At 71.6% G+C, this 25,051-nt stretch carries 22 protein-coding genes and 1 tRNA gene; 6 read left to right on the plus strand and 17 right to left on the minus strand.

The window, feature by feature from the left end:
• A complete protein-coding gene (locus tag ACF06X_RS23215; protein ID WP_392289192.1) occupies nt 1-1,062 on the minus strand; it encodes an energy-coupling factor ABC transporter permease in 1,062 nt (353 codons plus the stop codon).
• A 201-nt stretch (nt 1,063-1,263) separates the two neighbouring features.
• Here ACF06X_RS23215 and ACF06X_RS23220 point away from each other — a divergent pair, with 201 nt between their 5' ends.
• Nucleotides 1,264-1,638: an SsgA family sporulation/cell division regulator gene (locus ACF06X_RS23220; RefSeq protein WP_392289193.1), complete on the plus strand. Its 375-nt coding sequence runs from the start codon at nt 1,264-1,266 to the stop codon at nt 1,636-1,638.
• Nucleotides 1,639-1,725: 87 nt separating this feature from the next.
• On the opposite strand, the gene ACF06X_RS23225 is transcribed toward ACF06X_RS23220, so the two are convergent.
• A complete protein-coding gene (locus tag ACF06X_RS23225; protein ID WP_392289194.1) occupies nt 1,726-3,894 on the minus strand; it encodes an MMPL family transporter in 2,169 nt (722 codons plus the stop codon).
• Between the two features lie 172 nt (nt 3,895-4,066).
• Nucleotides 4,067-4,651, minus strand: coding sequence for a TetR/AcrR family transcriptional regulator (locus tag ACF06X_RS23230; RefSeq protein WP_392289195.1), 585 nt, complete (start codon nt 4,649-4,651; stop codon nt 4,067-4,069).
• 148 nt (nt 4,652-4,799) lie between these two features.
• Here ACF06X_RS23230 and ACF06X_RS23235 point away from each other — a divergent pair, with 148 nt between their 5' ends.
• The gene (locus ACF06X_RS23235; protein WP_392289196.1) at nt 4,800-8,201 is read left to right on the plus strand and encodes a S41 family peptidase; all 3,402 of its coding nucleotides are present in this window, start codon (nt 4,800-4,802) and stop codon (nt 8,199-8,201) included.
• Here the strand turns inward: ACF06X_RS23235 and ACF06X_RS23240 are convergent.
• The 5 genes from ACF06X_RS23240 to ACF06X_RS23260 all read right to left on the minus strand — a co-directional run bounded on the left by ACF06X_RS23240 (nt 8,144) and on the right by ACF06X_RS23260 (nt 12,593).
• On the minus strand, nt 8,144-8,737 hold the full coding sequence (locus tag ACF06X_RS23240) for a GNAT family N-acetyltransferase (RefSeq protein ID WP_392289197.1): 594 nt from the start codon (nt 8,735-8,737) through the stop codon (nt 8,144-8,146). The two genes, ACF06X_RS23235 and ACF06X_RS23240, sit on opposite strands and share 58 nt — an antisense overlap.
• A 112-nt stretch (nt 8,738-8,849) precedes the next feature.
• Nucleotides 8,850-9,038, minus strand: coding sequence for a hypothetical protein (locus ACF06X_RS23245; protein ID WP_392289198.1), 189 nt, complete (start codon nt 9,036-9,038; stop codon nt 8,850-8,852).
• A 95-nt stretch (nt 9,039-9,133) separates the two neighbouring features.
• Nucleotides 9,134-10,015: an SDR family oxidoreductase gene (locus ACF06X_RS23250; RefSeq protein WP_392289199.1), complete on the minus strand. Its 882-nt coding sequence runs from the start codon at nt 10,013-10,015 to the stop codon at nt 9,134-9,136.
• A complete protein-coding gene (locus ACF06X_RS23255) occupies nt 10,012-10,902 on the minus strand; it encodes an alpha/beta fold hydrolase (protein ID WP_392289418.1) in 891 nt (296 codons plus the stop codon). The genes ACF06X_RS23250 and ACF06X_RS23255 overlap by 4 nt, the downstream gene beginning before the upstream one ends.
• 56 nt (nt 10,903-10,958) lie before the next feature.
• Entirely contained in the window at nt 10,959-12,593 is a 1,635-nt protein-coding gene (locus ACF06X_RS23260) for a flavin-containing monooxygenase (protein ID WP_392289200.1), read from the minus strand.
• A gap of 286 nt (nt 12,594-12,879) precedes the next feature.
• Between ACF06X_RS23260 and ACF06X_RS23265 the strand changes: the two genes are divergently transcribed.
• Nucleotides 12,880-13,500 (plus strand): MerR family transcriptional regulator, encoded by a 621-nt coding sequence (locus ACF06X_RS23265; protein WP_392289419.1) that lies wholly within the window; start codon nt 12,880-12,882, stop codon nt 13,498-13,500.
• Nucleotides 13,501-13,516: 16 nt separating this feature from the next.
• Here the strand turns inward: ACF06X_RS23265 and ACF06X_RS23270 are convergent, their stop codons facing one another.
• On the minus strand, nt 13,517-14,314 hold the full coding sequence (locus ACF06X_RS23270) for an exodeoxyribonuclease III (protein ID WP_392289201.1): 798 nt from the start codon (nt 14,312-14,314) through the stop codon (nt 13,517-13,519).
• Between the two features lie 50 nt (nt 14,315-14,364).
• Between ACF06X_RS23270 and ACF06X_RS23275 the strand changes: the two genes are divergently transcribed.
• Together ACF06X_RS23275 and ACF06X_RS23280 are read left to right on the plus strand one after the other, a co-directional pair.
• Nucleotides 14,365-14,853: a GNAT family N-acetyltransferase gene (locus ACF06X_RS23275; RefSeq protein ID WP_392289202.1), complete on the plus strand. Its 489-nt coding sequence runs from the start codon at nt 14,365-14,367 to the stop codon at nt 14,851-14,853.
• Between the two features lie 89 nt (nt 14,854-14,942).
• On the plus strand, nt 14,943-15,914 hold the full coding sequence (locus ACF06X_RS23280) for a trypsin-like serine peptidase (protein WP_392289203.1): 972 nt from the start codon (nt 14,943-14,945) through the stop codon (nt 15,912-15,914).
• A 79-nt stretch (nt 15,915-15,993) separates the two neighbouring features.
• On the opposite strand, the gene ACF06X_RS23285 is transcribed toward ACF06X_RS23280, so the two are convergent.
• The 7 genes from ACF06X_RS23285 to galU all read right to left on the minus strand — a co-directional run bounded on the left by ACF06X_RS23285 (nt 15,994) and on the right by galU (nt 21,521).
• Nucleotides 15,994-16,067: transfer RNA gene (locus ACF06X_RS23285), tRNA-Ala, on the minus strand.
• 95 nt (nt 16,068-16,162) lie between these two features.
• Nucleotides 16,163-17,230: a gephyrin-like molybdotransferase receptor GlpR gene (gene glpR / locus ACF06X_RS23290; RefSeq protein ID WP_392289204.1), complete on the minus strand. Its 1,068-nt coding sequence runs from the start codon at nt 17,228-17,230 to the stop codon at nt 16,163-16,165.
• Between the two features lie 152 nt (nt 17,231-17,382).
• The gene (locus ACF06X_RS23295; RefSeq protein ID WP_392289205.1) at nt 17,383-18,006 is read right to left on the minus strand and encodes a GNAT family N-acetyltransferase; all 624 of its coding nucleotides are present in this window, start codon (nt 18,004-18,006) and stop codon (nt 17,383-17,385) included.
• Nucleotides 18,003-18,605, minus strand: coding sequence for a molybdenum cofactor biosynthesis protein B (locus tag ACF06X_RS23300; RefSeq protein WP_392289420.1), 603 nt, complete (start codon nt 18,603-18,605; stop codon nt 18,003-18,005). Before ACF06X_RS23300 ends, ACF06X_RS23295 begins: the two co-directional genes overlap by 4 nt.
• Nucleotides 18,606-18,646: 41 nt before the next feature.
• On the minus strand, nt 18,647-19,162 hold the full coding sequence (gene moaC / locus ACF06X_RS23305) for a cyclic pyranopterin monophosphate synthase MoaC (protein WP_392289206.1): 516 nt from the start codon (nt 19,160-19,162) through the stop codon (nt 18,647-18,649).
• Nucleotides 19,163-19,219: 57 nt separating this feature from the next.
• Nucleotides 19,220-20,491: a gephyrin-like molybdotransferase Glp gene (glp, locus tag ACF06X_RS23310; RefSeq protein ID WP_392289421.1), complete on the minus strand. Its 1,272-nt coding sequence runs from the start codon at nt 20,489-20,491 to the stop codon at nt 19,220-19,222.
• Nucleotides 20,492-20,618: 127 nt separating this feature from the next.
• Nucleotides 20,619-21,521, minus strand: a complete 903-nt coding sequence (gene galU, locus ACF06X_RS23315) for a UTP--glucose-1-phosphate uridylyltransferase GalU (protein ID WP_392289207.1) — start codon at nt 21,519-21,521, stop codon at nt 20,619-20,621.
• A 116-nt stretch (nt 21,522-21,637) separates the two neighbouring features.
• On the opposite strand from galU, the gene ACF06X_RS23320 reads away from it, so the two are divergent.
• Nucleotides 21,638-22,219 carry a 5-formyltetrahydrofolate cyclo-ligase gene (locus ACF06X_RS23320; RefSeq protein ID WP_392289422.1) on the plus strand — a complete coding sequence of 194 codons (582 nt, stop codon included), beginning with the start codon at nt 21,638-21,640 and terminating at the stop codon, nt 22,217-22,219.
• A gap of 14 nt (nt 22,220-22,233) precedes the next feature.
• On the opposite strand, the gene ACF06X_RS23325 is transcribed toward ACF06X_RS23320, so the two are convergent.
• Nucleotides 22,234-24,978, minus strand: coding sequence for a penicillin acylase family protein (locus tag ACF06X_RS23325; protein ID WP_392289208.1), 2,745 nt, complete (start codon nt 24,976-24,978; stop codon nt 22,234-22,236).
• Nucleotides 24,979-25,051: the final 73 nt, after the last annotated feature.

A 25,051-nucleotide genomic window follows, 5' to 3' on the forward strand; every position in this document is an offset into this window, starting at 1 on the left:
TCAGACCTGCGCGCCCGTGGCGGCGGCCTTGCGGCGGCGCACCACCCAGAAGGCGCCGGTGCCGACGGCGAGCGTCGCACCCACGCCGATCACGCCCGCCAGACCGACCGAGAGGCGGGCGTCCTCGACGTCCTTGACGCCGTAGTCCGCGAGCGGGGAGCCGGCCGCCGCGTGCTCCTCGACGTTCTTGTCGAAGCCCTTGTCGGCGGCGACCTTCTCCAGGCCGTCGGGGTTCGCGGAGGCGTAGAAGGAGACGAAGCCGGCCAGGACGAGGGCGGTGATCAGGCCGCCGATCCACACCTTCTTCGGGGAGCCGGCCGGGGCGGGCGTCGCGGTGGTGGCCGGGGCGGGCGTCGCGGCGGTGGCCGGGGCCGCGTCGACCAGCTCGCCGCCGACGCGCAGCTTGAGCGGGGCCGTCAGGCCCCGGGCGCCGTGGACGAGGTCCGGGCGGACGGCGACGACCGCGCCGACGGTCAGCATCGTGATGACGGCCTCGCCGATACCGATCAGGGTGTGCACGCCGACCATCGCGGTGAGCACCTTGCCGATCGGTACGTCGGTGGTGCCGCCGATCGCGTAGACCAGGGTGAACGCGGCGGCCGCGGCGGGCACGGAGACGAGCGCGGCGACGAAGGAGGCAACGGTCACCGAGCGGCGGGTCCGGGGCAGGACGAGGACGAGTCCGCGGAAGAGGGCGTACGCGACGACGGCCGTGACGACACCCATGACGGTGATGTTCACGCCGAGCGCGGTCAGACCGCCGTCCGCGAAGAGGATGCCCTGCATCAGCAGGACGACGGCTATGCAGAGCACACCCGTGTACGGCCCGACCAGGATGGCGGCGAGCGCGCCGCCGAGCAGATGTCCGCTGGTCCCGGCGGCCACGGGGAAGTTCAGCATCTGCACGGCGAAGATGAAGGCCGCGACGAGACCGGCGAGCGGAGCCGTCCGCTCGTCCAGCTCCCTGCGGGCTCCGCGCAGGCTGACGGCGACGGCGCCCGCGGCGACGACTCCGGCAGCGGCCGACACGGGGGCGTTGATGAATCCGTCGGGTACATGCACGGCACTGATGATAAGCGCCACCTGCAAAGAGCTTGCAAGAGCGCACACATCACAAATGAGGTCGCGATGAAGTGCGCGATGAGAGTCGCGATGAGGCGCGTACGCGTCGGCCTGTCGTGAGGCGTCTCACATGAGATCGACGCATGGTCCGCGAAATATGGGACATTAGGGACTAGTAATACGAGTGTGAGGAGTCGGCCGATGCAGCCCGCCGCGGAAGACCACGCCATCGAGGATCACGCCAAAGGCAGGATCATCACCGACGCCCCCCTCTCCCGACCCGTCCCGGTCGCCCTGCGCTACGACGCGGACGCCGCCCCCGCCACCGTGCGCTTCGTCTTCCCCGGCAACATCGAGTGGTCCTTTCCGCGCGCCCTCCTAGAAACCGGGATGCGCGCCCCCGCCCGCCGCGGGGACATCGGGATCTGGCCGTGCGGACGGGTGCAGACGATCGTCGAGTTCCACACGGCGGACGGTGTCGCGGTCGTCCAGTTCGACTCGACGGCCCTCGTGCGCTTCCTCCGGCACACCTACGCCGTCACCGCGTCGAGCTCATCGAGCTCGTCGACACGATGACGGCGTAGGGCCGCGTCGGCTCCCCGTCCCCACGGGTTCCGGCGCGTTCCGGGGTGTGCCCCTCCGCTCAAGAGGCCGCCCCGGGGCTCACACGTTGATCAGTTCCCGCCGCGTGGCGTCCGGGGAGCCGGTGGCCTTCGCCAGCCCCTCGCCCTCCACGTCCACGTTCGGCAGCACCTTGTCCAGCCACTTCGGCAGCCACCAGGCCTTGTGCCCGAGCAGCGCGAGCACCGCGGGGACGATCGCCATCCGGACCACGAAGGCGTCGAAGAGGACCGCGATGGCCAGACCGAAGCCGATCATCTTGATCATCTGGTCGTCCATGCCGATGAATCCGGAGAACACCGCGATCATGATCACCGCGGCGGCGGTGACCACCCGGGCGCTGTGCCGGAAGCCGGTGACGATCGCCTCGCCGGGGCGTTCCCCGTGGACGTACGCCTCCCGCATCCGGGTGACGAGGAAGACCTCGTAGTCCATGGCCAGGCCGAAGACGACGCCCACCATGAAGATCGGCATCATCGACATGATCGGTCCGGGCTGCTCGACCCCGAAGAGGCCGCCGAGCCAGCCCCACTGGAAGACGGCGACGACCGCGCCGAGGGCGGCGACCACCGAGAGCAGGAAGCCGAGGGCCGCCTTCAGCGGCACCAGGATCGAGCGGAACACCACCATCAGGAGCAGGAAGGCGAGACCGACGACCAGCGCCAGATAGGGCAGCAGCGCGTCGTTCATCTTCTGCGAGAAGTCGATGTTCATCGCGGTGGCGCCGGTGACCAGGACGTTGTCGCCGGTCGCGTCGCGGATGTCGTGGACCAGCTCCTCCGTCTCGACCGAGGAGGGCCGGTCCTTGGGGACCACCGTGATCATCGCCGTGTCGCCGGCCTTGTTGGGTGTGGGCGCCGTGACGGCCACGACCCCGTCCAGGACCTTGATCTTCTCGACGGTGGAGTCGGCGGCGGCCCTGTCCCCGTCGACGACGACCATCAGCGGCCCGTTGAACCCGGGACCGAACCCGTCCGACAGCAGGTCGTAGGCGCGCCGCTGGCTGGTGGAGGTGGGCGCGGAACCGTCGTCGGGCAGGCCCATCTCCAGCGAGGCGGCGGGCAGCGCGATCGCGCCGAGGCCGAGGACACCGACGAGCAGGACCATGACGGGGCGGCGGATCACGAACCGGGCCCAGCGGGTGCCCGCGTTCGGCTTGGAGTCTGCCTTCGTCACGTCGACAGCGCTCTTGCGCTGCTTGCGGCCCATGACCTTGGAGCCCGCGAACCCGAGCAGGGCCGGGATCAGGGTGAGCGCGATGAGGACGGCGATCAGGACCGTACCGGCGGCGGCGAAGCCCATCTTCGTCAGCATCGGGATGTTGACGACGGCCAGGCCGACCAGCGCGATCACGACGGTCAGACCGGCGAAGACGACGGCGGAGCCGGCCGTGCCGACCGCGCGGCCCGCGGCGTCCTCGCGCTCCCGGCCCTCGGCCAGCTCGGCGCGGTAGCGGGAGACGATGAAGAGCGCGTAGTCGATGCCGACGGCGAGGCCGATCATCATCGCGAGCGTGGAGGTGGTGGAGCCGAGGTCCAGGACGCTCGCGAGCGCGGTGATCGAAGAGACGCCGATGCCGACGCCGATGATGGCGGTGAGCAGCGGCAGTCCGGCCGCGACCAGCGAGCCGAAGGTCATGACCAGGACGATGCCGGCGATGACCACGCCGACGATCTCGCCCGCGCCGGTCGCCGGGACGGTCTGGAGCGCGTCGCCGCCGATCTCGACGGTCAGTCCCCGCCCCTGGGCGTCGTGGCCGGTCTTCTGCAGCGCCTCGCGGGTCGCGTCGCTCAGCTCCATGCCGGAGACCTTGTAGCTGACGGAGACGTAGGCGGTCGAGCCGTCCTTGGAGACCGCCCGGGCGGTGTAGGGGTCGGTGACGGAGGCGACCTGGTCGGAGCCCGACTTCAGCTCGCCGACGACCTTCTCGACCTTGGCCTTGTTCGGCGCGTCGGTCATCTTCTGGCCGTCGGGGGCCTTGAAGACGACGCGGGCGGTGGCCCCGTCGGCGTTGCCGCCGGGGAAGCGCTGCTCAAGCAGGTCGAAGGCCTTCTGGGCCTCGGTGCCGGGTATCGAGAAGGAGCTGGAGGTCGCGGCGGGCGCGGTGGTGGCACCGGCTCCGGCGAGCGCGAGCAGCGCGACCCAGAGAAGGGCGACGAGCCGTCGGCGCCGGAAGGCGGAGCGACCCAGCTTGTAGAGAAACGTGGCCACGGGGGCGTACTCCCATTGGTGAGTGGGACAGGGCATGGGGAGCCGGCCCGACGGCGTGAGCGGTGCGCAGCGTCAGGAGGGTGCGGGATGAGGAGGGTGCGGGTGAGGACGTATCGGTGACACCGGCCGGGGAGCCGGTACGGGTTGCGGATTGCGGCTTGCGGCTTGCGGGTCAGCCGCCGGGCGAGACGCCGAGTGAGGGGAGCACGACGGCGTCGACGTAGGCGCTGAGGAAGGCGTGGTCGACCGGCTGGTCTTCGATCAGCGGGCGGGCGACGAACGCCCCGATCAGCATGTGGGGGACGAGCTTCAGAGCCAGGTTGTCGGCGCTGACCTCGCCTCGGTCCACCGCTCGGCGCAGCACTTCGTCGAGTCCGGTCATCTCGGGTTCGATGAGCAGCTCGCGCAGCGCCCGGTGCAGGTCGGGATTGTCGTGGACGGCATGGGCCAGACCCCGCATCAGCGCGGAGTCCTTCTCCATCTGGCAGTCGTCGGTCCGCTCCAGCATCGCGTGGAAGTCGCCGCGCAACGTGCCGGTGTCGATCTCTCCGAGACTGACGGGCTTGTTGTGGCGCAGGGCCCTGGCGACGAGCTGCGGCTTGCTCCCCCACTGACGGTAGAGGGTGGCCTTGCTGGAGTGAGTGCGGGCGGCGACGGCGTCCATGGTGAGGGCGTCGTAGCCGACCTCACGGAGGAGGTCGAGCACGGCTTCGTACAGCTCGGACTCACGCTCTGGGGTGAGCCTGCTGCGAGCCATGACCGGTCTCCATCCGAACGAAACGGTTTCGTACAGTACGAAGATACCCGCGCGCTCAGCGAAACGAAACCGTTTCGTACGTGGCGTGAACCACACACGCACGCGCGTACGAGTTGCCGCGGCCCCCTGACGCGGAAAGCATGAGGAGGTGAGTGACGTCGCGTATCTCCGTTATCCGCACCTCCACGACGACCTGCTGTGCTTCGCGGCCGAGGACGACCTCTGGGTCGCCCCCCTCGTGCCCGAGGGCCACGGCCCCGGCCGGGCGTGGCGGCTCACCGTCGACCGGACCCGGGTCGGGCACCCGCGCTTCTCGCCCGACGGGACCCGCATCGCGTACACGAGCTGGCGAAGTCTGGACCCCGAGATCCATCTCGCGCCGGTCGACGGCGGGCCCTCACGGCGGCTGACCTACTGGGGCTCGACGGACACCCGCGTGTGCGGCTGGTCGCCCCCCGACAAGGACGGCAGGTCCGACATCCTCGCCGTGTCCTCGCACGGCCAGCCCTTCTCGTACTTCTCCTGGGCCTACACCGTCCCCACCGACGGCTCCCCCGGCAAACGCCTGCCCTGGGGCCCGGTCTCGGACATCGAGGTCGCCGACTTCGACGGCGCGTCCGGTACGTATGGCGCGGCCGGTACGTATGGCGCGCCCGGCACGCATGGCGCGTCCTCCGAGCCCGGCGCGGCGCACGCGTCCGGCACGGCGCACGCGTCCGGCACGTCCTCCGCCGAGCGCCGCACCCTGCTGCTCACCGGAAAACCGCCGCACGAGCCGGCGGCCTGGAAGCGGTACCGGGGCGGCGCCATGGGGCGGCTGTGGCTGCACGGGGAGCAGCTGCTGCCGGACATCGGCGGCCACCTCGACGCCCCGATGTTCGTCTCCGGCCGGATCGCGTTCCTCTCCGACCACGAGGGCGTCGGCAATCTCTACTCCTGCCTGCCCGACGGCACCGACCTGCGCCGCCACACCGACCACGACGCCTTCTACGCCCGGCACGCCTCCAGCGACGGCCGGCGGGTGGTCTACCAGTGCGCCGGCGACCTGTGGATCGTCGACGCGCTGACCGGCGACTCCGTCCCGCGCAAGCTGGAGGTACGGCTCGGCGGCCCGCGCGCCGGCCGGCGCCGCTACCAGGTCCCGGCCGCCAACCACGTCGACGCGATCTCGGTCGACGAGACGGGCAGGGCCAGCGCGGTCTCGGTGCGCGGCAGCCTGTACTGGCTCACCCACCGGGACGGCCCGGCCCGCACCATCACCGACACGCCGGGGGTACGGGTCCGGCTGCCCGAGATGCTGGGCAGCGGCGGCCAGGTCGCCTACGTCACCGACGCCGAGGGCGAGGACGCGATCGAGGTCGCGTACCTGCCCCGGGCGAGCGGCGACCGCGAGCCCCGAAGGCTCGCCTCCGGTGAACTCGGCCGGGTCGAGGAGATGGTGTCCGACCCGGAGGGCGAGCGCCTGGCCCTCGCCTCCCACGACGGCCGCCTCCTCCTCATCGACGCCACCGAGGACTCCAACGGCGAAGTCACGGAGCTGATCCGCTCGATCAACGGGCCCGTCCGCGATCTCGCGTTCTCCCCGGACGGCGCCTGGCTCACCTGGTCGCACCCCGGGATCGGCCGTTCGCTGCGCCAGATCAAGATGGCCCGGATCTCCGGCCCCGGCCCGCGCACGGTCATCGACGTCACCAACGGCCGCTTCGAGGACGAGAACCCGGTCTTCACACGGGACGGCCGCTACCTCGCCTTCCTGTCCTGGCGCGGCTTCGACCCGGTGTACGACGTGCACACCGGCGACCTCTCCTTCCCGCTGGGCTGCCGCCCCTACCTCGTACCGCTGTCGTCGGCGACCCCGTCCCCGTTCGCGCTGCTGCCCGACGGGCGCCCGGCGGCGGGTGGCCTGGACCCGGGCGAGAGCGAGCCGGAGAGCGGCGAGGGGACCGTGATCGTCGAGGTGGAAGGGCTGCCCGACCGGGTCACGCCGTTCCCGGTCGCCGCCTCCAAGTACTCGGCGCTGCGTCCGGTCAGCGGCGGCGGGCTCGTCTGGCTGCGCTGGCCGATCTCGGGCGCGCTCGGCGAGACCTTCGCCAACCCGGCCGACACCACGGGCCGGCCGACGCTGGAGTACTTCAACATCACGAAGGCCCGCAAGAGCGAACTCGTGCAGCACCTGGACTGGTTCTCGGTCAGCGGGGACGGGACCCGGCTCGTCGTGGTCGACGAGGGCGACCTGCGGGCGGTGCCGTCGACCGAGATCGGCGACAGCGACTCGACCGTCTTCATGGACCTGCGCCGCATCCTGCACGAGGTCGACCCGGAGGCGGAGTGGCGCCAGGCGTACGACGAGGCGGGCCGGATCATCCGCGCCTACTTCTGGGAGCCGAACATGTGCGGCGTGGACTGGACGGCCGTCCTGGACCAGTACCGGCCGCTGGTCGAACGGGTCGCCTCCCCGGACGAGTTCGCCGATCTCCTCCGGGAGGTCCTGGGCGAGCTGGGCACCTCCCACGCGTACGTCTCGCCCGCGCGCCGCAACGAGGGCCCGCCGCACTACCAGCGGCCGATGGGCCTGCTCGGCGCCAACTTCGTGCCGCGCGACGGCGGTTGGATGGTCAAGCGGATCCTCCCCGGCGACTCCTCCGACTCCAAGGCGCGTTCACCGCTCGCGGGCACCGGGATCCGCGAGGGCGCGATCCTCACCCACGTCGACGGCCGGCCGGTGGACCCGGTCTGCGGCCCGTACCCGCTGCTCGCCGCCTCGGGCGGTACGACGGTCGAGCTGACCTTCCAGCCGGCCGAGGGCGAGGGCCGGGCGCGCCGGGTCGCGATCGTGCCGCTCATCGACGAACGGCCGCTGCGCTACCAGGACTGGGTGACCAAGCGCCGTGCGGTGGTACGGGAGGTCAGCGGCGGCAAGTGCGGCTACCTGCACATCCCCGACATGGGCGGCTCGGGCTGGGCGCAGTTCAACCGGGACCTGCGGATGGAGGTCTCCCGGCCGGCGCTGATCGTGGACGTGCGCGGCAACGCGGGCGGCCACATCAGCGAGCTGGTCGTGGAGAAGCTCACCCGCAAGATCCTGGGCTGGGACCTCACGAGGAACGCGCAGCCCGTGTCGTACGCGTCGAACGCGCCGCGCGGCCCGGTGGTCGCCCTCGCCGATGAGGCCACCTCCTCGGACGGCGACATGATCACGGCCGCGTTCAAGCTGCTCGGCCTCGGCCCGGTGGTCGGGCAGCGGACCTGGGGCGGTGTCGTCGGCATGACGGGCCGTCACCGACTGGGCGACGGCACCCAGATCACGGTGCCGATGAACGCGGCCTGGTTCCCCGAGTACGGCTGGTCGGTCGAGAACCACGGCGTGGAGCCGGACCTGGCGATCCTGCGCACGCCGCTGGACTGGGCCGAGGGCCGGCACGCCCAGCTCGACGACGCGGTCGAGGTGGCCCTGTCGCTGCTGGAGAAGACCCCCGCGGCCGTCCCCCCGGGCTACGACTCGGTCCCGGACCGCTCCCGCCCGAAACTCCCCCCGAGGCCGGGCGCGTAGGACGACACCACCGCCCGAAGGCCGCCGGGCGGTGCCGGATCGAAGACGGTTCCCAGGTCCAGCTCGTAGGCGGTGCCGGGCCGGCCGTCGAGCGTCACGCTGCCGACGGCTCCGAAGCCGACCCGCCCGAGCACGGCCCTCGATCCGGCGTTGTCGAGGGTCGTGGCCGCGCGCAGTGTCCGCAGCCCGTACACCTCGACGGCCAGCCGGCAGACCTCCCGTACACCGGCTGTCGCGAGCCCTCGCCCGGCGGCCTTCTCGGCAACCCGGTAGCCCAGTTCGGCCGAGCTGTCCGCCGGGTCGACGTCGACGAGGTTGAAGCGTCCCAGGATCTCGCCGTCCTCCCCCACGAGGACGTGGAAGAGGATCGCACCGCTCTCCTGCTCGTCGAGCAGCGCCCGATGGCGCCGCTCGAAGTCGGCGAAGTAGTCGTCTCCCCGGTCGGGCACCGAGGCGGCGAAGTACCCCCGGTTCTCCCGCTCGAAGGCGAGCAGGGCGGGGGCGTGGTCGGATCGCAGACGCTCAAGTACGGGCATGGGCCGCACGCTACGGGGCGCGGCGCGACCGTGGCCCGGAATTACCAAGATCCCCCGGGAAACGCGGAAGGCGCACCCGGCGTCCCGGGTGCGCCTCCTCGAAGGACGGACGTCAGGCGTCGTAGTCCCGGTCGAAGCGGTTCTGCTCCTCCTGGCGGGCTCGGCGCGCCTCCTCGGGGGAGGGGCGGCCCTTGGCCTGGGAGGCACGCTGCGACGCTTCGTTCCTGGCGTCGCCCATCTTCCGCTTCGCCTGCTCAGCGGCCTGCTGCGCCTTGTCCTTGATCTGCTCTGCCTTGCCCATGAAGGTTCACTCCTAGATGGGGTGTGAGGGGTAAGGGGCGGTCGCCCCTGGGGCCTCGACCAGCGTGGCACGGCCGGACACTCTACGCATTTCGATCAAATACGCTCCGTACGCGCCTGCTCGTCGGCCGCCCCGCCCGCGCCCACCAGACCCTTGGAGACACTGCCCAGACGGGGCTCGAAGCGCCTCATCTCGCGTTGGCCGACCGTGGCGATGATCCCCGGCAGGTAGCCGCGTACCGACTGCATCCCGCGCAGCCACCACTGGGCGTACACGTGCGGCGAGCGGCGCTCGATGCCGGCCACGATCCGGTCGACGGCCGGGCCCAGCGGGTACGTCCGGTTCGACGGCCAGGGCAGCCGCTGCCGCAGCTCCTTCATGACGTCGTCCTGGTCGGCGCCCCTGACCATGTCGGTGTCGGTCCAGGAGAGGTAGCCGACGCCGACCTTCACCCCCTTGTAGCCGACCTCGGCGCGCAGGCTGTGCGCGAAGGCCTCGACACCCGACTTGGAGGCGCAGTACGCCGTCATCATCGGCGCCGGGGTGATGGCCGCGAGCGAGGCGATCTGCAGGAAGTAGCCGCGGGACTCCATGAGGACGGGCAGGAACGCGCGGCCGGTCACCGCCCCGCCGATCAGGTTGACCTCGATGACCCGGCGCCAGGCGACCGGGTCGGAGTCCACGAACGGACCGCCCGCCGCCACACCCGCGTTGGCGACGACGATGTCGACCTTGCCGAAGCGCTGCTTGACCTCGCCCGCCACCCGGGCCATCGCCTCGTGGTCGGTGACGTCCGCGTGCCACCAGTCCGCCTCGGTGTGCAGCCGGGCGGCGACCTGCTTCAGCTCCTCCGGCTCCAGGCCGACCAGCGCGATCCTCGCGCCCCGGGCGGAGAGCTTGCGGGCGAGGAGTTCACCGACGCCCCGGGCCGCTCCGGTGACGACCGCCACCTGTCCTTCCAGACTCACCCTGCTCATGCGTCCTCCTTCACACCCAGGTACGTGACGGCCAGTTGGCGGATCTGCGCGGTGACGGCCTCCGGGGCCTCCACCGGCGTCATGTGTCCCATCCCGGCGAGTTCGACGAGCCCCACGCACTGGGGCAGCGAGCGCGCCAGCTCGCGCGCGTGGACGGGCGGGGTCATCCGGTCCGCCGTGCCGACGAGCACGGCCACCGGCAGGCGCAACTCCCGTACCCCGGAGTCGAGATCGAGCTCGCCGAGCACGTGCGACCAGGCCACCCGCGCCGCCCGGGGACAGGCGTGCACGATCCGGGCGCAGGTGTCGACCCGCTCGGGCGCCGAACCCGGGCCCATCGTGGCGTACTTGAGTATCTTCCGGGAGACGGGCGTGACCGGCCCCAGCGGCGCCCGCGCTCCCAGGACCATCCTGGTCAGGCGGGTGCGCAGACCACCGGGGCGCAGCGGTACGACGAGGGACTCGGCCGTCAGCCGGCCGGGGCCCGTCGAGCACAGGAGCGCGGCGGCGGCGTGCGCGCGGAAGCCGGGCCGGTCGGCGGCCGCCATGAGCGTCATGCCGCCCATGGAGTGTCCGGCGAGTACCGCCTTCTCGCCGGGGGCGAGCGTCGCGGCGAGCACGGCTTCGAGGTCGTCGGCGAGCGCCCGCGTCGAGTAGCCGGAGCGGCCGACGGCGGGGCTGCGGCCGTGGCCGCGCTGGTCGTAGGCGATGACGCGGTGGTCGGTGGAGAGCGCCCGGATCTGCTCCGCCCAGAAGGCGATCGAACAGGTCCAGCCGTGGGCCAGGACGACGGTGGGGGCGCCTTCGGGCCCGTACACCTCGACGTGGATCCGCGAGCCGTCGGCGGAGACGGCGGTGAGCTCGCGGGTGTGCGCGACCAGGCTCACCCGACCGCCGCCGTCCCGGCCGGCCCGGCTCCGGCGGCCGTCGTTCGCGAGCCGGCTCACTTGGCCGCCTCCTTCTTACGGGAGGGGGTGCTCGGCGCCGACTCGGGTCCGGCCAACCCCTGCGCGGCCGACTCTCGCGCGGCCGACACCTGCGCGGCCGACTCGATTCCGGCCGGCTCCTGCGCGGCCGACTCGATTCCGGCTGCCGGGGCGCGCAGGACCTCGTACTCCGCCAGGTCGACCTGCCGGGTCTCGCGCCGGAACTCGGACGTCGTGCCCGGCCACAGCGTGGTGTTGCGGCCGTTGGCGTCCAGATACCAGCTGCTGCAGCCGCCCGCCTTCCAGACGGTCCGCTCCATGCGGGCCTGCACCTTGCGGTTCCACGCCCCGACGGCGGACGGCCGGGCGGCAAGGGCGGCGCGCCCGCCGGGCCCGTCGTGCGAGAGCAGGTTCAACTGGCGCATGTAGTCGGCGAGGTAGTTCAGCTGCGACTCGATCATTAGGATCATGGAGGAGTTCCCGAGGCCCGTGTTGGGACCGATGATCGTCATCCAGTTGGGGAAGCCGGCGGCGGTGGCGCCGCGCAGCGACTCCATGCCGTCCTTCCACGACTCGGCGAGGGTGTGCCCCTCCGCGCCGACGACCCGTTCGGCGATCGGCATGTCGGTGACGTGGAATCCCGTACCGAAGATGATCGCGTCGACCTCGGTCTCGGTGCCGTCGGCCGCGACGACGGTGTTGCCGCGGATCTCCTTGAGACCGGAGGCGACGACGTCGACGTTGGGGCGGGCGAGCGCCGGGTAGTACTCGCTGGAGAGCAGGATGCGCTTGCAGCCGATGCGGTACGACGGGGTCAGCTTGGCGCGCAGCGCCGGGTCCTTGATCGCCCGGGCCATGTTGGCCTTGGCGAGGGACTCGACGAGGCCGAGCTCGTTCGGGCGCTTGGTGAAGGCGCTGACCTGCAGTTCGCGGATGCCCCAGAGGAGTCCGCGGCGCAGGGTCCCGGTGGCGGGGAGCGCGCGGTGCAGCCGGCGCTCGAGACCGGTGATGGGGCGGTCCATGCGCGGCATCACCCACGGGGGCGTGCGCTGGAAGAGGGTGAGCCTGCCGACCTTCGGCTGGATCGCGGGCACGATCTGGATGGCGGAGGCCCCGGTGCCGACCATGGCGACGCGCTTGCCGGTGAGGTCGTAGTCGTGGTCCCAGCGCGCGGAGTGGAAGACCTTGCCGGGGAACTCGGCGAGCCCGGGAATCTCGGGGATCTTCGGGTCGGAGAGCGGGCCGGTCGCGGAGACGACCATGTCGGCGCTGAAGGAGCCCTGGCTGGTCTCGATCTCCCAGCGCAGCGCGTCGCCGTCCCAGCGCATCATCCGCACCTCGTGGTTCAGCCGCAGGTGCGGGCGGAGCCGGAAGGTGTCGGTGACGTGCTCCAGGTAGGCGCGGATGTGGCGCTGTCCGGAGAAGGTGCGGGGCCAGTCGGGGTTCGGCGCGAAGGAGAAGGAGTAGAGATGCGAGGGGACGTCGCAGGCACAGCCGGGGTAGCTGTTGTCCCGCCACGTGCCGCCGACGGAGTCGGCCCTCTCCAGGACGACGAAGTCCGTGATCCCTTCCCGGCGCAGCCGCACGGCGGCACCCAGGCCACCGAACCCCGATCCGATCACCGCCACTCGTACATGCTCGTGATTCGCCATGCCGCCTCCCGTGCGCCCGGCCAAGATTCCGCCAGCAATCACTGGCACAATCGGGACTGTAGAGCAGCGGCATACCGAGCGGTAGGGGTCGGGCACGGGAAAGTTACCGGCGGTACAACATAGGCTTGCGGACGTGGCAGACGGATCGGACGACGTGACGGGACAAGCGGGACGGCAGGCGGCGGCACACGAACCGGCGCGGCGGCCGGCGCGGGGGACGGCACCGGAGCCCGTACGGCAGTCGGAGCGGGAGCCCGCACGGCAGGCCGGCGTACGCGAGTACCGCATGGAAGAGCTCGCCGCGGCCGCCGGCATCACCGTGCGCACCCTCCGCTTCTACCGCGAGCGCGGCCTGATCGCACCACCCCGCCGCGAGGGCCGGATCGCCTGGTACGACGACCACCACCTGGCCAAACTCCGCACGATCGCGGCACTGCTCGAGCGCGGCCACACCCTCAACGGCATCGCCGATCTCAACACCGCCTTCGAGAGCGGCAAGGACGTCAGCGAGGTCCTCGGCCTCGGCGAACCGACCGAGGAGGAGCCGGTCCGGCTCACCCCGCAGGAACTGGCCGACTACTTCGCCGGCGAGGTCACCCCCGAGAACCTGCTGGCCGCCCTCGACCTCGGCTACCTCGCCACCGACGGCGACGCGATCGTCCACATCAGCCGCCGCCTCCTCGACGTCTCCGCCGCCCTGGTCAAGGAGGGCATCCCGCTGGCGGCCGTCCTGGAGGCGGGCCGCGCGGTCCGCGAACACGCGGACGCGCTGGCGGGCATCTTCACCGAGCTGCTGCGCGAACACGCCGAGGAGAAGGACATCCAGCGGCTCCGACCGCTCGCCAAGAGCGTGGTCGACGCGGAGCTGTCGATGGCCCTGGACCGGCGGCTGCGTGAACAGCCGTGATCCGGACTAGAGCCGCCTACAGCTCGTAGACCGCCGTGACGGGCGCGTGGTCGCTCCAGCGCTCGGCGTGGGTGGCGGCCCGCTCGACGTACGCCTTCACGGCCCGCCCCGCGAGCCGCTCCGTCGCGACCTGGTAGTCGATGCGCCAGCCGCTGTCGTTGTCGAAGGCGCGCCCGCGGTAGGACCACCAGGAGTAGGGCCCCGCCTGGTCCGGGTGGAGGGCGCGGACCACGTCGACGTACCCGGTCTCGTCGAAGACGCGGCTGAGCCAGGCGCGCTCCTCGGGCAGGAAGCCGGCGTTCTTCTGGTTGGCCTTCCAGTTCTTGAGGTCGGCCTCGCGGTGGGCGATGTTCCAGTCGCCGCAGACGACGACCTCGCGGCCGTCGGCGGCGGCGCGCTCCTTTAGCTCCTTCAGGTAGGGGAGGAAGGCGTCCATGAAGCGGATCTTCTCGTCCTGCCGCTCGGTGCCGACCTCACCGGAGGGCAGGTAGAGGCTGGCGACGGTGACGCCGGGCAGGTCGGCCTCGATGTAGCGGCCGCTGCCGTCGAACTCGCTGGAGCCGAAGCCGATCCGCACCTGGTCCGGCTCGCGCCGGGTGTAGACGGAGACACCCGCCCGGCCCTTGGCGGCGGCCGGGGCGTGCGCGGCGAACCAGCCCTCGGGCGCCCGCACCTCCACGGGGAGCTGGGACTCCTCGGCGCGTACCTCCTGGAGGCAGACGGCATCGGCGGAGGTGCCGGCGAGCCACTCCACGAAGCCCTTCTTGGCGGCGGCGCGGAGACCATTGACATTGACGGACGTCACAGTGAGCATCCGGGGAGAATACCGACACCACCCTGTCGCACACATGTACGGTATTTCGCATGCGCATACGCCCCACCCGCTACGACCATCCCGACGCCGTCAAACTCAACGACGCCGTCCAGCTGGAGTACGTCGCCCGCTACGGCGACGAGGAGGGCGACGTCACCCCGCTCGACCCCGGCATGTTCGTACCGCCGCGCGGTCTCTACCTCCTCGCGTACGACTCCGAGGACCGCCCGGTGGCGTCGGGCGGCTGGCGTACGCAGGACGCGAACGGCATGGGCTACGCGGACGGCGACGCCGAACTGAAGCGCATGTACGTCGTCCCGGAGGCGCGCGGTCTCGGCCTCGCGCGTCGCGTCCTCGCCATGCTGGAGGAGGACGCCCGGGCGGCGGGACGGATCCGGATGGTCCTGGAGACCGGGACGGCCCAACCGGAGGCGATCGCGCTCTACACCTCCAGCGGCTACGAGCTGTGCGCGAAATTCGGCCACTACCGCGCGTACGAGAACAGCCGCTGCTTCGCGAAACACCTTACGCGCCCCTGACAAATCGCCGTTCACTCTGGCAGCCTTCTCACGCACGTCATTCCGCACCGTTCTCATCCCCCACCCTGCCTCGGCAGAAGGAGACATGCGTGAGACGCCAACGCACAGTCGTGGCCGTCCTGTCGGTCGTCGGAGCCCTGCTCACCGGCGCGCTGACCACCACCACAGCCCAAGCGGCCCAGACCACCGCCGACGCGACACAGACCCCCACCCACACCGTCACCGCCGCGGAACAGCGGCGGGCCTCCGCCTTCTGGACCGCCGACCGCATGCGCTCGGCGACTCCGCTGGACCTCCGGATCACCCCGGGCGCCCTCAAGGACGTCGCCCGCTCGCCCCGGCCGACCACCGTCGCCCCGACCGACGTCGCCCCCACCGCCTTCCCGCAGCCGGGCGGGCCCTGGACGGGCGGCGGCGCAGTCGTGAAGACCTCCGGCCGGGTGTTCTTCACCTTCCAGGGCCGCACGGCGTCCTGCTCCGGCAACGCGGTCACCAGCCAGAACGCGAGCACGGTCATCACGGCCGGCCACTGCGTGAAGTACCAGGGCTCCTGGCACACCGACTGGGTCTTCGTCCCGGCGTACGACAACGGCAGCGCGCCGTACGGCCGCTGGACGGCGACGAAGACGCTCACCACCCCGCAGTGGGAGGCGAGCGAGGACATCAACTACGACGTGGGCGCGGCGGTCGTCGCCCCGCTGAACGGCCAGAAACTGTCCGCCGTCACCGGCGCCCAGGGCCTGCAGTTCAACGGCGGCTACAACAAGCCGATGTACGCCTTCGGCTTCCCGGCCGCCTCTCCGTACGACGGCTCGAAGCTGATCCACTGCGCGGGGAACTCCTCGAAGGACTTCCTCCTGTCCCAGGACCACAGCCTCGCCTGCAACATGACGGGCGGCTCCAGCGGCGGCCCCTGGTTCACCGGCTTCAACGAGGCCACCGGCACCGGCCTCCAGGTCTCGGTGAACAGCTTCGGCTACACCTTCCTCCCCAACCGCATGTTCGGCCCCTACTTCGGCAACGACGCGAAGGCGCTCTACGACCGGGCCCAGGCCTCCTGACGCGGCACTGAGCGGAAGCGACCCGGGAAACGCGAAGATCCCGTCCGATCTTTCGATCGGACGGGATCCTCATTGTTTGTGGACCTGTGGGGATTTGAACCCCAGACCCCCTCGATGCGAACGAGGTGCGCTACCAGACTGCGCCACAGGCCCTTGCGACGTGTGAAACATTAGCATCCCGATCGGGGTACGTGGAAATCCGCTCCCCCGCAGGTCAGCCGAGGCGCCCGGCCGGGGCCCCGGCCGGGTCACTCGTTGGCGGCGCGGGGGCGGTCGTCGTCCGCGTACTGGTCGAAGAGCGGGGTGCGGCCGTGCTCGCGCGTGCGGGACTTCGGGGCCGTGCGCCGGCGCTGGGCCGGGGGCTCGGTCGGCGCGGGCGCCGGTGTCGGGTCCGCCGCCGTGGAGGAGCGGGCCGAGCTCCAGGTCTCCGGGTCCGTGATGTCGACGCCGCTGGTCGCCCGCGGGGCGACGGGGGCGGTGACGTAGGTGGGCAGCGGCACCGGGACCGGCTCCCAGCTGTCGCCGCGGGCCGGGCCCCGGTCGCGCTGCTGGTCCACCCACTCGGCGTGGTCGGTCTGCTCGACGAGCGCCCGGCGGCCGGCCTCCTGGGGGGAGAGCGCGGGAGCGGGTTCGGGCTCGGGACGGGCCGTCTCCCCGTCCTCCTGCGCGGCGGGCTGCCGACGCTGCGGACGGCTCTCCCGCAGCCGGGCGGCCGCCGCCTCGGCGCGCCGCCGGTCCATCACGTAGACGAAGCGCCGCCGCTCCTGCGCCCGCAGATGCACGATGTACGCGCTCAGGAGGACCGCCGGGGCCGCCGGCGCCCAGAGGAACGCGAGACCGCCGACCGCCGCGACGACCGTGCCGAGGGTGAAGGCGAGGAAGAGGACGACCGTGGTGCGCCGGCGCCGGGCGAGGACCTTGCCTCGGCGGGCGCGCTCCGCCGCCGCCTTCGAAGGCCGCCGGGGAGACGAGGGCGACGGAGCCGGTGCCGAGGCCGGTTCGGGAAGCTCGAGGCGGGCTTCCGTCCTGGCCGCGGGCGCGGAGAAGGCCCGGACGTCGACCGAGCTCAAATGCTCCGTCTCGGCGTCCGGGTCCACGTCGGGCTGGCCGTCGTCCGCCCCCCGGTCCCGTTCCCTCAGCTCCTTGGCGTACCGGCGCTCCATTCCCGCCCGTCCGGACAGCAGCCGGATGGCGGTGCTGAAGCGTTCCGTCGGACGGGCTTCGTTGAGCTCGTCCTGCCTGCGGAGCCACATCGGCACCAAGTAGGCGGCCCAGGCCCCCACGATGACTGCGTAGATGAGGCCGCTGCTGCTCACGCCTCACACCGTAGAGGGGTTCGCGGGAAGCCATCGGCCAATTGGCCCGGTGTGTCGCACGATCTGGCTGATATCACTGAAATTTTTTGTGATTGTTCCGACCGCTTGGACGTCAATGAGCGTCAACTGCCGATCAAATTCGAACACTTATTTCATTGGGTGGAGTGGGAAGGACGCGACCGGTGCCACCGGCGCAGCAGGCCCTCCGGCACCTCCTCCGCCGTGAGCGCGAAGACGAGGTGGTCCCGCCATGCCCCGTCGATGTGGAGGTAGCGGGGACGGAGCCCTTCCTCCCGGAATCCCAATTTCTCCACGACCCGCCGGGAGGGGATGTTCTCGGGCCGAATGCAGACTTCCATCCGGTGCAGTCCGACCGTACGGAAGCAGTGGTCCACGGCGAGCGCGACGGCCGTCGGCATGACACCGCGCCCGGCCACCGCGCTGTCCACCCAGTAGCCGACATGGCCCGAGCACATCGAGCCCCAGGTGATCCCGGCGACGGTCAGCTGGCCGACCAGCTCGCCGCGGTACTCGATCACGAACGGCAGCATCCGCCCGGCCTGCGCCTCCGCCCGAAGATGGCGGACCATCTGCCGGTACGTGGGGCGCTGCGCGAGCGGAGCTCCGGGGGCGGGCGGCGGAATGGTCGCCTCCCAGGGACGCAGCCAGTCGCGGTTGCGCCGGTTCACCTCACGCCAGGCCCGCTGGTCGCGCAGCTTTATCGGGCGGAGCACGACGTCTCCGTCGGAGAGGACCACGGGCCAGGACGGGATCATGACGGTCTGGGGTGGTCGCCGCCGCGGATCTGGTCGACGCCGTGGCGCAGCAGCGGCTCCAGGACGGCGAGACCGTCGCGCACCCCGCCCGCCGAGCCGGGCAGGTTCACGATCAGCGTCCCCCGCGCGACGCCCGCGAGGCCCCGGGAGAGGGCGGCGGTCGGGACCTTCTCGCGGCCGTACGCGCGGATCGCCTCGGGGATGCCGGGGATCTCGTGGTCGAGGACCCGCCGGGTGACCTCGGGGGTGGCGTCGGTCGGCGAGATGCCGGTGCCGCCGGTGGTGAGGATGACGTCGTACCCCGCCTCTACGCCGGCCCGCAGCGCGGCCTCGACCGGCGCCCCGTCCGGGACGACCTGCGGGCCGTCGACCGCGAAGCCCATCCGCGCCAGGCCCTCGGCGAGCAGCGGGCCGCCCTTGTCCTCGTACACCCCGGCCGCGGCGCGGTTGGAGGCGGTGACGACGAGGGCGCGGTAGGGCGCGGAGAGCGCCCCGCCCGACTCCGGAGCCGATACGGAAGGCGCGGACTCCGGCGCGGCGGGCGCGGTCTCGCCGGACGGCTCCCGCTCGTGTCCGTGCGTCTCGTGCGCCCCGGCCACCTGCCGAGCGCGCGCCTCCACCCGCAGCCCTGTCTCCACCGTCACGACGCGGCCTCCGTCCCGGAATCGGTCCCGGCATCCGTCCGGCTCCAGCGGCCCGACTTGCCGCCCGTCTTCTCCTCCACCCGTACGTCGGAGATGACCGCGCCCTTGTCGACCGCCTTGATCATGTCGACGACCGTCAGGGCGGCCACCGACACGGCCGTCAGGGCCTCCATCTCCACGCCCGTACGGTCCGTGGTCTTCACGGTCGCCAGGATCTCCACGGCGTCGTCCGCGACCGTCAGGTCGAGCGTCACGCCCGAGACGGCCAGCGGGTGGCAGAGCGGGATGAGGTCCGGCGTCTTCTTGGCTCCCATGATCCCGGCGATCCGGGCGGTGGCGAGGGCGTCACCCTTGGGTACGCCCTCGCCCCGCAGCAGCTCGATCACGCGCGGCGAGACCAGGACGCGGCCGCTGGCTCGCGCGGTCCGCGCCGTGACGTCCTTCGCGGAGACGTCGACCATGCGGGCCGCACCCGCCTCGTCGATGTGGGTGAGTCCTTGCTGCGTGCTCATGGCCGTGACACTCCCGGTCGCTGTGTGGGACGACACGGTACCGCCACCAGGGCCTCCTCAGCCGAGGAGGACCACTTCCAGTGTGCTGCCGGGCGCCACCTCGGTCATCTCCTCGGGGACGACGAGCAGCGCGTCCGCGTGGGCGAGCGCGGCGATCAGGTGGGAGCCGGCGCCGCCCACGGGGGTGACCGTGCCGGCCTCGGCGTCGTACGTGCCGCGCAGGAACTGACGGCGGCCGGAGGGGGAGGTCAGCGCCTTGTCCGCCGCGAGCACGGCGGTGACCCGGGGGCGGTGCAGGTCGTCGAGGCCCATGAGCGCCCGGATCGCGGGGCGCACGAACAGCTCGAAGGAGACGTACGAGGAGACGGGGTTGCCCGGCAGGGCGAGCAGCGGGGTGTGCTCGGGGCCGATCGTCCCGAAGCCCTGCGGCTTGCCCGGCTGCATGGCCAGCTTGCGGAAGTCGACCTGGCCCTCGAACTGGCCCTCGGTGGTCAGCGCCTCCTTGACGACGTCGTACGCGCCCACGCTCACCCCGCCCGTGGTGACCAGCAGGTCGGCGCGGATCAACTGGTCCTCGATGGTGGCGCGGAGCGTCTCGGCGTCGTCGGTGACGGCGCCGACCCGGTAGGCGATGGCTCCGGCGTCGCGCGCGGCGGCGGCGAGCGCGAAGCTGTTGGAGTCGTAGATCTGGCCTTCGCCCAACTCCTCGCCGGGCTGGACCAGTTCGCTGCCGGTGGAGATCACGACCACGCGCGGGCGGGGCCGCACCCGCACCGTGCCGCGGCCGATCGCGGCGAGCAGCCCGATCTGGGGCGGCCCGAGGACCGTGCCCGACTCCAGGGCCAGGTCGCCCGCCTGGACGTCACTGCCGCGCGCCCGGACGTGCGCCCGGGCCGCGGCCGGCCGGTGGACGCGGACCTCGCCGCCGGCCCCCTCGGGGGCGGCGCCGGCGGGGCGCATGGCGGTGGCGGCTCCCCCGCCCGTACCGCCGTCGGTCCACTCGACCGGGACGACGGCCTCGGCGCCGGGCGGCAGCGGGGCGCCGGTCATGATCCGGGCGGCCTGCCCCGGACCGACGACGGGCAGGCCGCCGGCGCCGGCCGCGACGTCGCCGATCACGGTCAGCACGGCCGGGTACTCCTCCGTGGCCCCGGCGACGTCGGCGACCCGGACCGCGTACCCGTCCATGGAGCTGTTGTCGAACGGGGGCAGCGCGACCGGCACCGTGACGTCCTCGACCAGGACACAGCCCTGGGCGTCGGGCAGTTGCAGCTCGATGGGCTCGAGCGCGGAGACCGTCGCCAGGATGTCGTCCAGATGCTCGTCCACGGACCACAGCCCCCGGGACGGCCCGTCGCAGGGGTCGTGGGACGGACCGGCCCCCCGGGACGGATCGTCGTGGGACGAGCTGTGGGACGGGTCGCTGGACGCCGGTGCCGTACTGCTGCTCAAGGTGCTACATCTCCTCGCTGACATACCTGCGGAGCCAGGCCCGGAAGTCCGGCCCCAGATCTTCACGTTCGCACGCGAGTCTGACAATGGCACGCAGATAGTCCCCGCGGTCCCCGGTGTCATAACGGCGGCCCTTGAAGACCACGCCGTGGACCGGCCCGCCGATCTTCTCGTCCTTGGCGAGTTTCTGCAGGGCGTCGGTCAGCTGGATCTCGCCACCGCGGCCCGGCTCGGTCTCGCGCAGTATCCCGAAGACGGCCGGATCCAGCACATAGCGGCCGATGATCGCGTAGTTGCTGGGCGCTTCCTCCGGGGACGGCTTCTCGACCAGGTCCGTCACCTTCACGACGTCCGAGTCGATCGTCGCCTCGACCGCGGCGCAGCCGTAGAGGTGGACCTGCGCGGGCTCGACCTCCATCAGCGCGATCACGCTGCCGCCCTCCCGCTCCTGGATGTCCACCATCCGGGAGAGCAGCGGGTCGCGCGGGTCGATCAGGTCGTCGCCGAGCAGCACGGCGAAGGGCTGGTCCCCGACGTGCGGAGCCGCGCAGAGCACGGCGTGACCGAGCCCCCTGGGGGCGCCCTGACGGACGTAGTGCATGGTGGCGAGGTCGCTGGGCTCCTGCACCTTGGAGAGGCGCTCGTCGTCCCCCTTGCGGGCCAGTACCTCCTCCAGCTCGTAGTTCCGGTCGAAGTGATCCTCCAGAGGACGCTTGTTCCGACCGGTGATCATGAGAACGTCGGAGAGTCCGGCCGCGACGGCCTCCTCGACGACGTACTGGATCGCGGGCTTGTCGACGACCGGCAGCATCTCCTTCGGCGTCGCCTTGGTGGCCGGGAGGAAGCGCGTGCCGAGGCCGGCGGCCGGGATGACAGCCTTGCTGATCCTGGGGGACGACTGAGTCATGCGGAGCACCATAGCCGTTCGGTATGAGAGGAAGATGGGCCTCCCATTAACTTCGTGTGGATAAAGACAATTACGAGAGGTAAGTGAGTTCACGTGAGTCGACGGTGATGGCCGACATGTCCGAAAAGGCCGCCCTGCGGCGCCAACTGCTCGCCGCTCGCGCGCTGCTGTCCCCGGAGGACGTCCGGACCGCGGCCGAGCTGTTCGCCAGGGGGGCGCGGGAGCTGGCCGAGCTGGCGGAGGCGTCGACCGTCGCCGCGTACGTGTCGGTGGGCCGGGAGCCGGGCACGCGCGCGTTGCTCGACGTACTGCGCGCCCGCGGTGTACGCGTGCTCCTCCCGGTCCTGCTGCCCGACAACGATCTCGACTGGGGCGTGTACGAGGGCGCCGAGGGCCTGGCGAAGGCCGGCCGCGGTCTCCTTGAGCCGACCGGGCCGCGGCTCGGTCCTGAGGCGGTGTGCGAGGCGGACGTGGTGCTGCTGCCCGGCCTCGCGGTCGACGAGCGCGGGATGCGGCTCGGCCGGGGCGGCGGCTCGTACGACCGCGTCCTCGCCCGCCTCGCCCGCGCCGACGCCCGTCCGGCGCTCGTCGTCCTCCTCTACGCGGACGAGGTGGTCGCCCGGGTCCCGGAGGAACCGCACGACCACCCCGTGCACGCGGTGGTGACCCCGGACGGCGTCCGGCATTTCACGCCGTAGGTCCCGGGGAGCGCCTACGGCTTGAGCACCAGCGTCTCCTTGGTCGACGCGTCGACCGCCGCCTTGCCGAAGGACCAGTCGAGCAGCTCGCCGCTCGCCCACTTGTCGGTCTGGTCGGTGTAGTGCGGGTGGTACGCGTGTCCCGAGGCGCCGGACAGGTTGATCCAGCGGGACCTGTCCCAGTCGCCGACGTTGACGACCATCCGCATCGAGGGCACCCAGATGACCTCGTAGCCGCCGGCCGCGTTCCAGCCGGTCGCGTTGACCGCGGCCTCGCCGCCGCCGAGGTTCCAGGGTCCGCGGTTGAGGAGCGTCTTGACGAAGTCCGGTCCCGCTGTGCCGAGGGTCTGGTTCTCCAGGGTCAGCTGGTGCAGCCGGCCCCAGCTCCAGGTGGAGACGTCCTTGCCGAGCTTGGCGGTCAACTCCCAGCGGGCGTCCTCCATGGCCCGGGCGAGGAGCTGGTCACGGTTCTCGGTGGCCTGGTCCGTGCGGTTGGCGTCGGTCTTCCACCACTCGCTGTCCTCGTCCTTGAGGAGCGGGCGGACCACCTCGTACCAGCGGTCGCCGCCGTCCGGCTGCGCCGAGTCGGCGTCGCGCTGGCCGCACTCCCGTACCAGCCTGTTCTGCTCGTCGACGGGACCGGTGGGGTCGACAGGACGGACGTTGATGCAGTCGCCCTCGGCCCGCAGCTCCTTGGGCAGCTTGTCGCCGAAGGCGAGCTTGAGGACGTTGCGCCAGACCGCGTTGAAGTACGCGGCGGCGGCCGAGTCGGGCTCCTGGGTGTAGTCCCAGCCCTCCAGCAGCTTCTGCGCCTCGCGGACGTACCGGTCCGAGATGTCGATCTTCAACAGGAGCGGGTTGAGCAGGGTCGCGATCTCGCTGCGGTTGTCGATCTGCATGGTCCGCATGTCGTCCGGCGAGATCTTCCCGCCGTCCTTGATCTTGGACTCGATGAGGTCGTTGATCCGCTGGCTGCGGGAGCCGTATCCCCAGTCCGCCGTCAGGAAGTGGGGGTACTTCTCGCCGGCGACCGCCTGGTTGGCCGTGACGATGTAGCCGCGCTTCGGGTTCTCCTCGTACGGCAGCTCGTCGAAGGGGACGTACCCCTTCCACCGGTACGAGGAGTCCCAGCCCGGCGCCGGCACGGTGCCGGTGCCCTTGGCGCGCACGGGGATCTTGCCGGGGGCCTGGTAGCCGATGTTCTCGGCGTCGGCGTAGATCAGGTTCTGCGAGGGGACCTCGAAGTGCTCGGCCGCGGCGCGGAACTGCTGGAAGTTCTTGGCGCGGTTGAGCTCGAAGATCGCGTCCATGGACTTGCCGGGCTGCAGGGCGGTCCACTGGAGGGAGACGGCGTAGCCGGTGCCCCGGTCGGGGGCCGCGTTGCCGACGGGGGCCTTCTGGCCGACCTTCTCCAGCTCGGAGGAGCGGTCGGAGACCACCGGACCGTGGCCGGTCGAGCGGACGGTGATCTTACGAGTCCCACCGCCCGCGATCTTGATGATCTCGTCGCGGGTCGTGAACGGCTTGGTCCGGCCGTCGACGAGGTATCCGGTGTCGCTGACCTTCTCGAGGTAGAGGTCGGTGACGTCGGCGCCGAGGTTGGTGAGGCCCCAGGCGATGGTGTCGTTGTGGCCGATGATCACGCCGGGCGTGCCGGAGAAGGTGTAGCCGGCGACGTCGTAGCGGCAGGTGGCCGAGACGGAGCGGCAGTGCAGGCCCATCTGGTACCAGAGGGAGGGCAGCATCGGCGCGAGGTGCGGGTCGTTGGCGAGCAGCGGCTTGCCGGAGGTCGTGTACCGCCCGGAGACGACCCAGGAGTTCGATCCGATGCCGTTGCCGTTCGGGCCGAGCAGCGCGGGGATCTCGTCGAGCGAGTCGGAGAGCGCGCCGAGCTGGGACTGCATGCCCTGGAGGGCGTCGTTCTGCGAGCCGCTCTGCGACCCGTTGGAGGAGCCGTCCGTGGAGCCGTCCGTGGAGCCGTCCGTGTCGGAGCTGGAACCGTCGGACGAGCCGTTGGTGCCGGTGCCGGTGCCGTCGACGATCGGCTGGTGCAGGTCGTACGGGTACTTCGGGTAGAGCTCCTTGATCTGCGCGGCGCTCAGCCGGCTCGTCATCAGGGAGCGGTCGATCTCGTCCTTCATGTTGCCGCGCAGGTCCCACGCCATCGCCTTGAGCCAGGCGACCGAGTCGACCGGCGTCCAGGGCTCGATCTCGTAGTCCTGGGAGAAGGCGAGCGCCGCGTACTCGACCGAGACGTCGGAGGGGTCCCGGTCCTTCAGATAGGCGTTGACGCCCTCCGCGTACGCCTGGAGGTTCTTCTTCGTCTCCGCCGACAGGACCTTGTCGTACTCCTGCTGGGCGACCTGACGCCAGCCCAGCGTGCGCAGGAAGGCGTCGGTGCCGACCTGGCTCTTGCCGAACATCTCGGCGAGCCGGCCGGACGTCATGTGGCGGCGGACGTCCATCTCGTAGAAGCGGTCCTGGGCCTGGACGAAGCCCTGGGCGCGGAAGAGGTCGGCCTCGGTGTCGGCGTAGATCTGCGGAACGCCGTAGGCGTCGCGCTTGACCTCCACCTCGCCGGAGAGCTTGTCGAGCCGGATCGTGCCCGTGGTCTGCGGGAACGAGCCCCGGACGGTGCTGACGCCCCAGTACCCGCCGTACCCGACGCCCCCGACCAGTGCGAGGACCAGGACGAGGAGGATCAGGCGGGCGCGTCGCCCCTTCTTCTTGGCGTGGGGCGCGGTCGTGTTGGAGGGCATCGCTGTCCTTCGAGGGGCAGGGTGGTCCTGGAGTACGGGAGCAACCTTAGGCGCAGCGCCGTGGGCGCCTGGA

It is taken from the genome of Streptomyces sp. NPDC015346, from assembly GCF_043078785.1.
Classification (GTDB): domain Bacteria; phylum Actinomycetota; class Actinomycetes; order Streptomycetales; family Streptomycetaceae; genus Streptomyces.

Excerpts from the sequence above, each read along its gene's own strand:
- galU (WP_392289207.1), bottom strand. The coding sequence starts at position 21,521 with ATGACTCAGTCGTCCCCCAGGATCAGCAAGGCTGTCATCCCGGCCGCC.
- ACF06X_RS23220 (WP_392289193.1), top strand. The coding sequence starts at position 1,264 with ATGCAGCCCGCCGCGGAAGACCACGCCATCGAGGATCACGCCAAAGGC.
- ACF06X_RS23250 (WP_392289199.1), bottom strand. The coding sequence starts at position 10,015 with ATGAGCAGGGTGAGTCTGGAAGGACAGGTGGCGGTCGTCACCGGAGCG.
- moaC (WP_392289206.1), bottom strand. The coding sequence starts at position 19,162 with ATGAGCACGCAGCAAGGACTCACCCACATCGACGAGGCGGGTGCGGCC.
- ACF06X_RS23295 (WP_392289205.1), bottom strand. The coding sequence starts at position 18,006 with ATGATCCCGTCCTGGCCCGTGGTCCTCTCCGACGGAGACGTCGTGCTC.
- ACF06X_RS23270 (WP_392289201.1), bottom strand. The coding sequence starts at position 14,314 with ATGCTCACTGTGACGTCCGTCAATGTCAATGGTCTCCGCGCCGCCGCC.
- ACF06X_RS23230 (WP_392289195.1), bottom strand. The coding sequence starts at position 4,651 with ATGGCTCGCAGCAGGCTCACCCCAGAGCGTGAGTCCGAGCTGTACGAA.
- ACF06X_RS23275 (WP_392289202.1), top strand. The coding sequence starts at position 14,365 with ATGCGCATACGCCCCACCCGCTACGACCATCCCGACGCCGTCAAACTC.
- ACF06X_RS23320 (WP_392289422.1), top strand. The coding sequence starts at position 21,638 with ATGTCCGAAAAGGCCGCCCTGCGGCGCCAACTGCTCGCCGCTCGCGCG.
- ACF06X_RS23245 (WP_392289198.1), bottom strand. The coding sequence starts at position 9,038 with ATGGGCAAGGCAGAGCAGATCAAGGACAAGGCGCAGCAGGCCGCTGAG.
- ACF06X_RS23325 (WP_392289208.1), bottom strand. The coding sequence starts at position 24,978 with ATGCCCTCCAACACGACCGCGCCCCACGCCAAGAAGAAGGGGCGACGC.
- ACF06X_RS23265 (WP_392289419.1), top strand. The coding sequence starts at position 12,880 with ATGGAAGAGCTCGCCGCGGCCGCCGGCATCACCGTGCGCACCCTCCGC.
- ACF06X_RS23240 (WP_392289197.1), bottom strand. The coding sequence starts at position 8,737 with ATGCCCGTACTTGAGCGTCTGCGATCCGACCACGCCCCCGCCCTGCTC.
- ACF06X_RS23260 (WP_392289200.1), bottom strand. The coding sequence starts at position 12,593 with ATGGCGAATCACGAGCATGTACGAGTGGCGGTGATCGGATCGGGGTTC.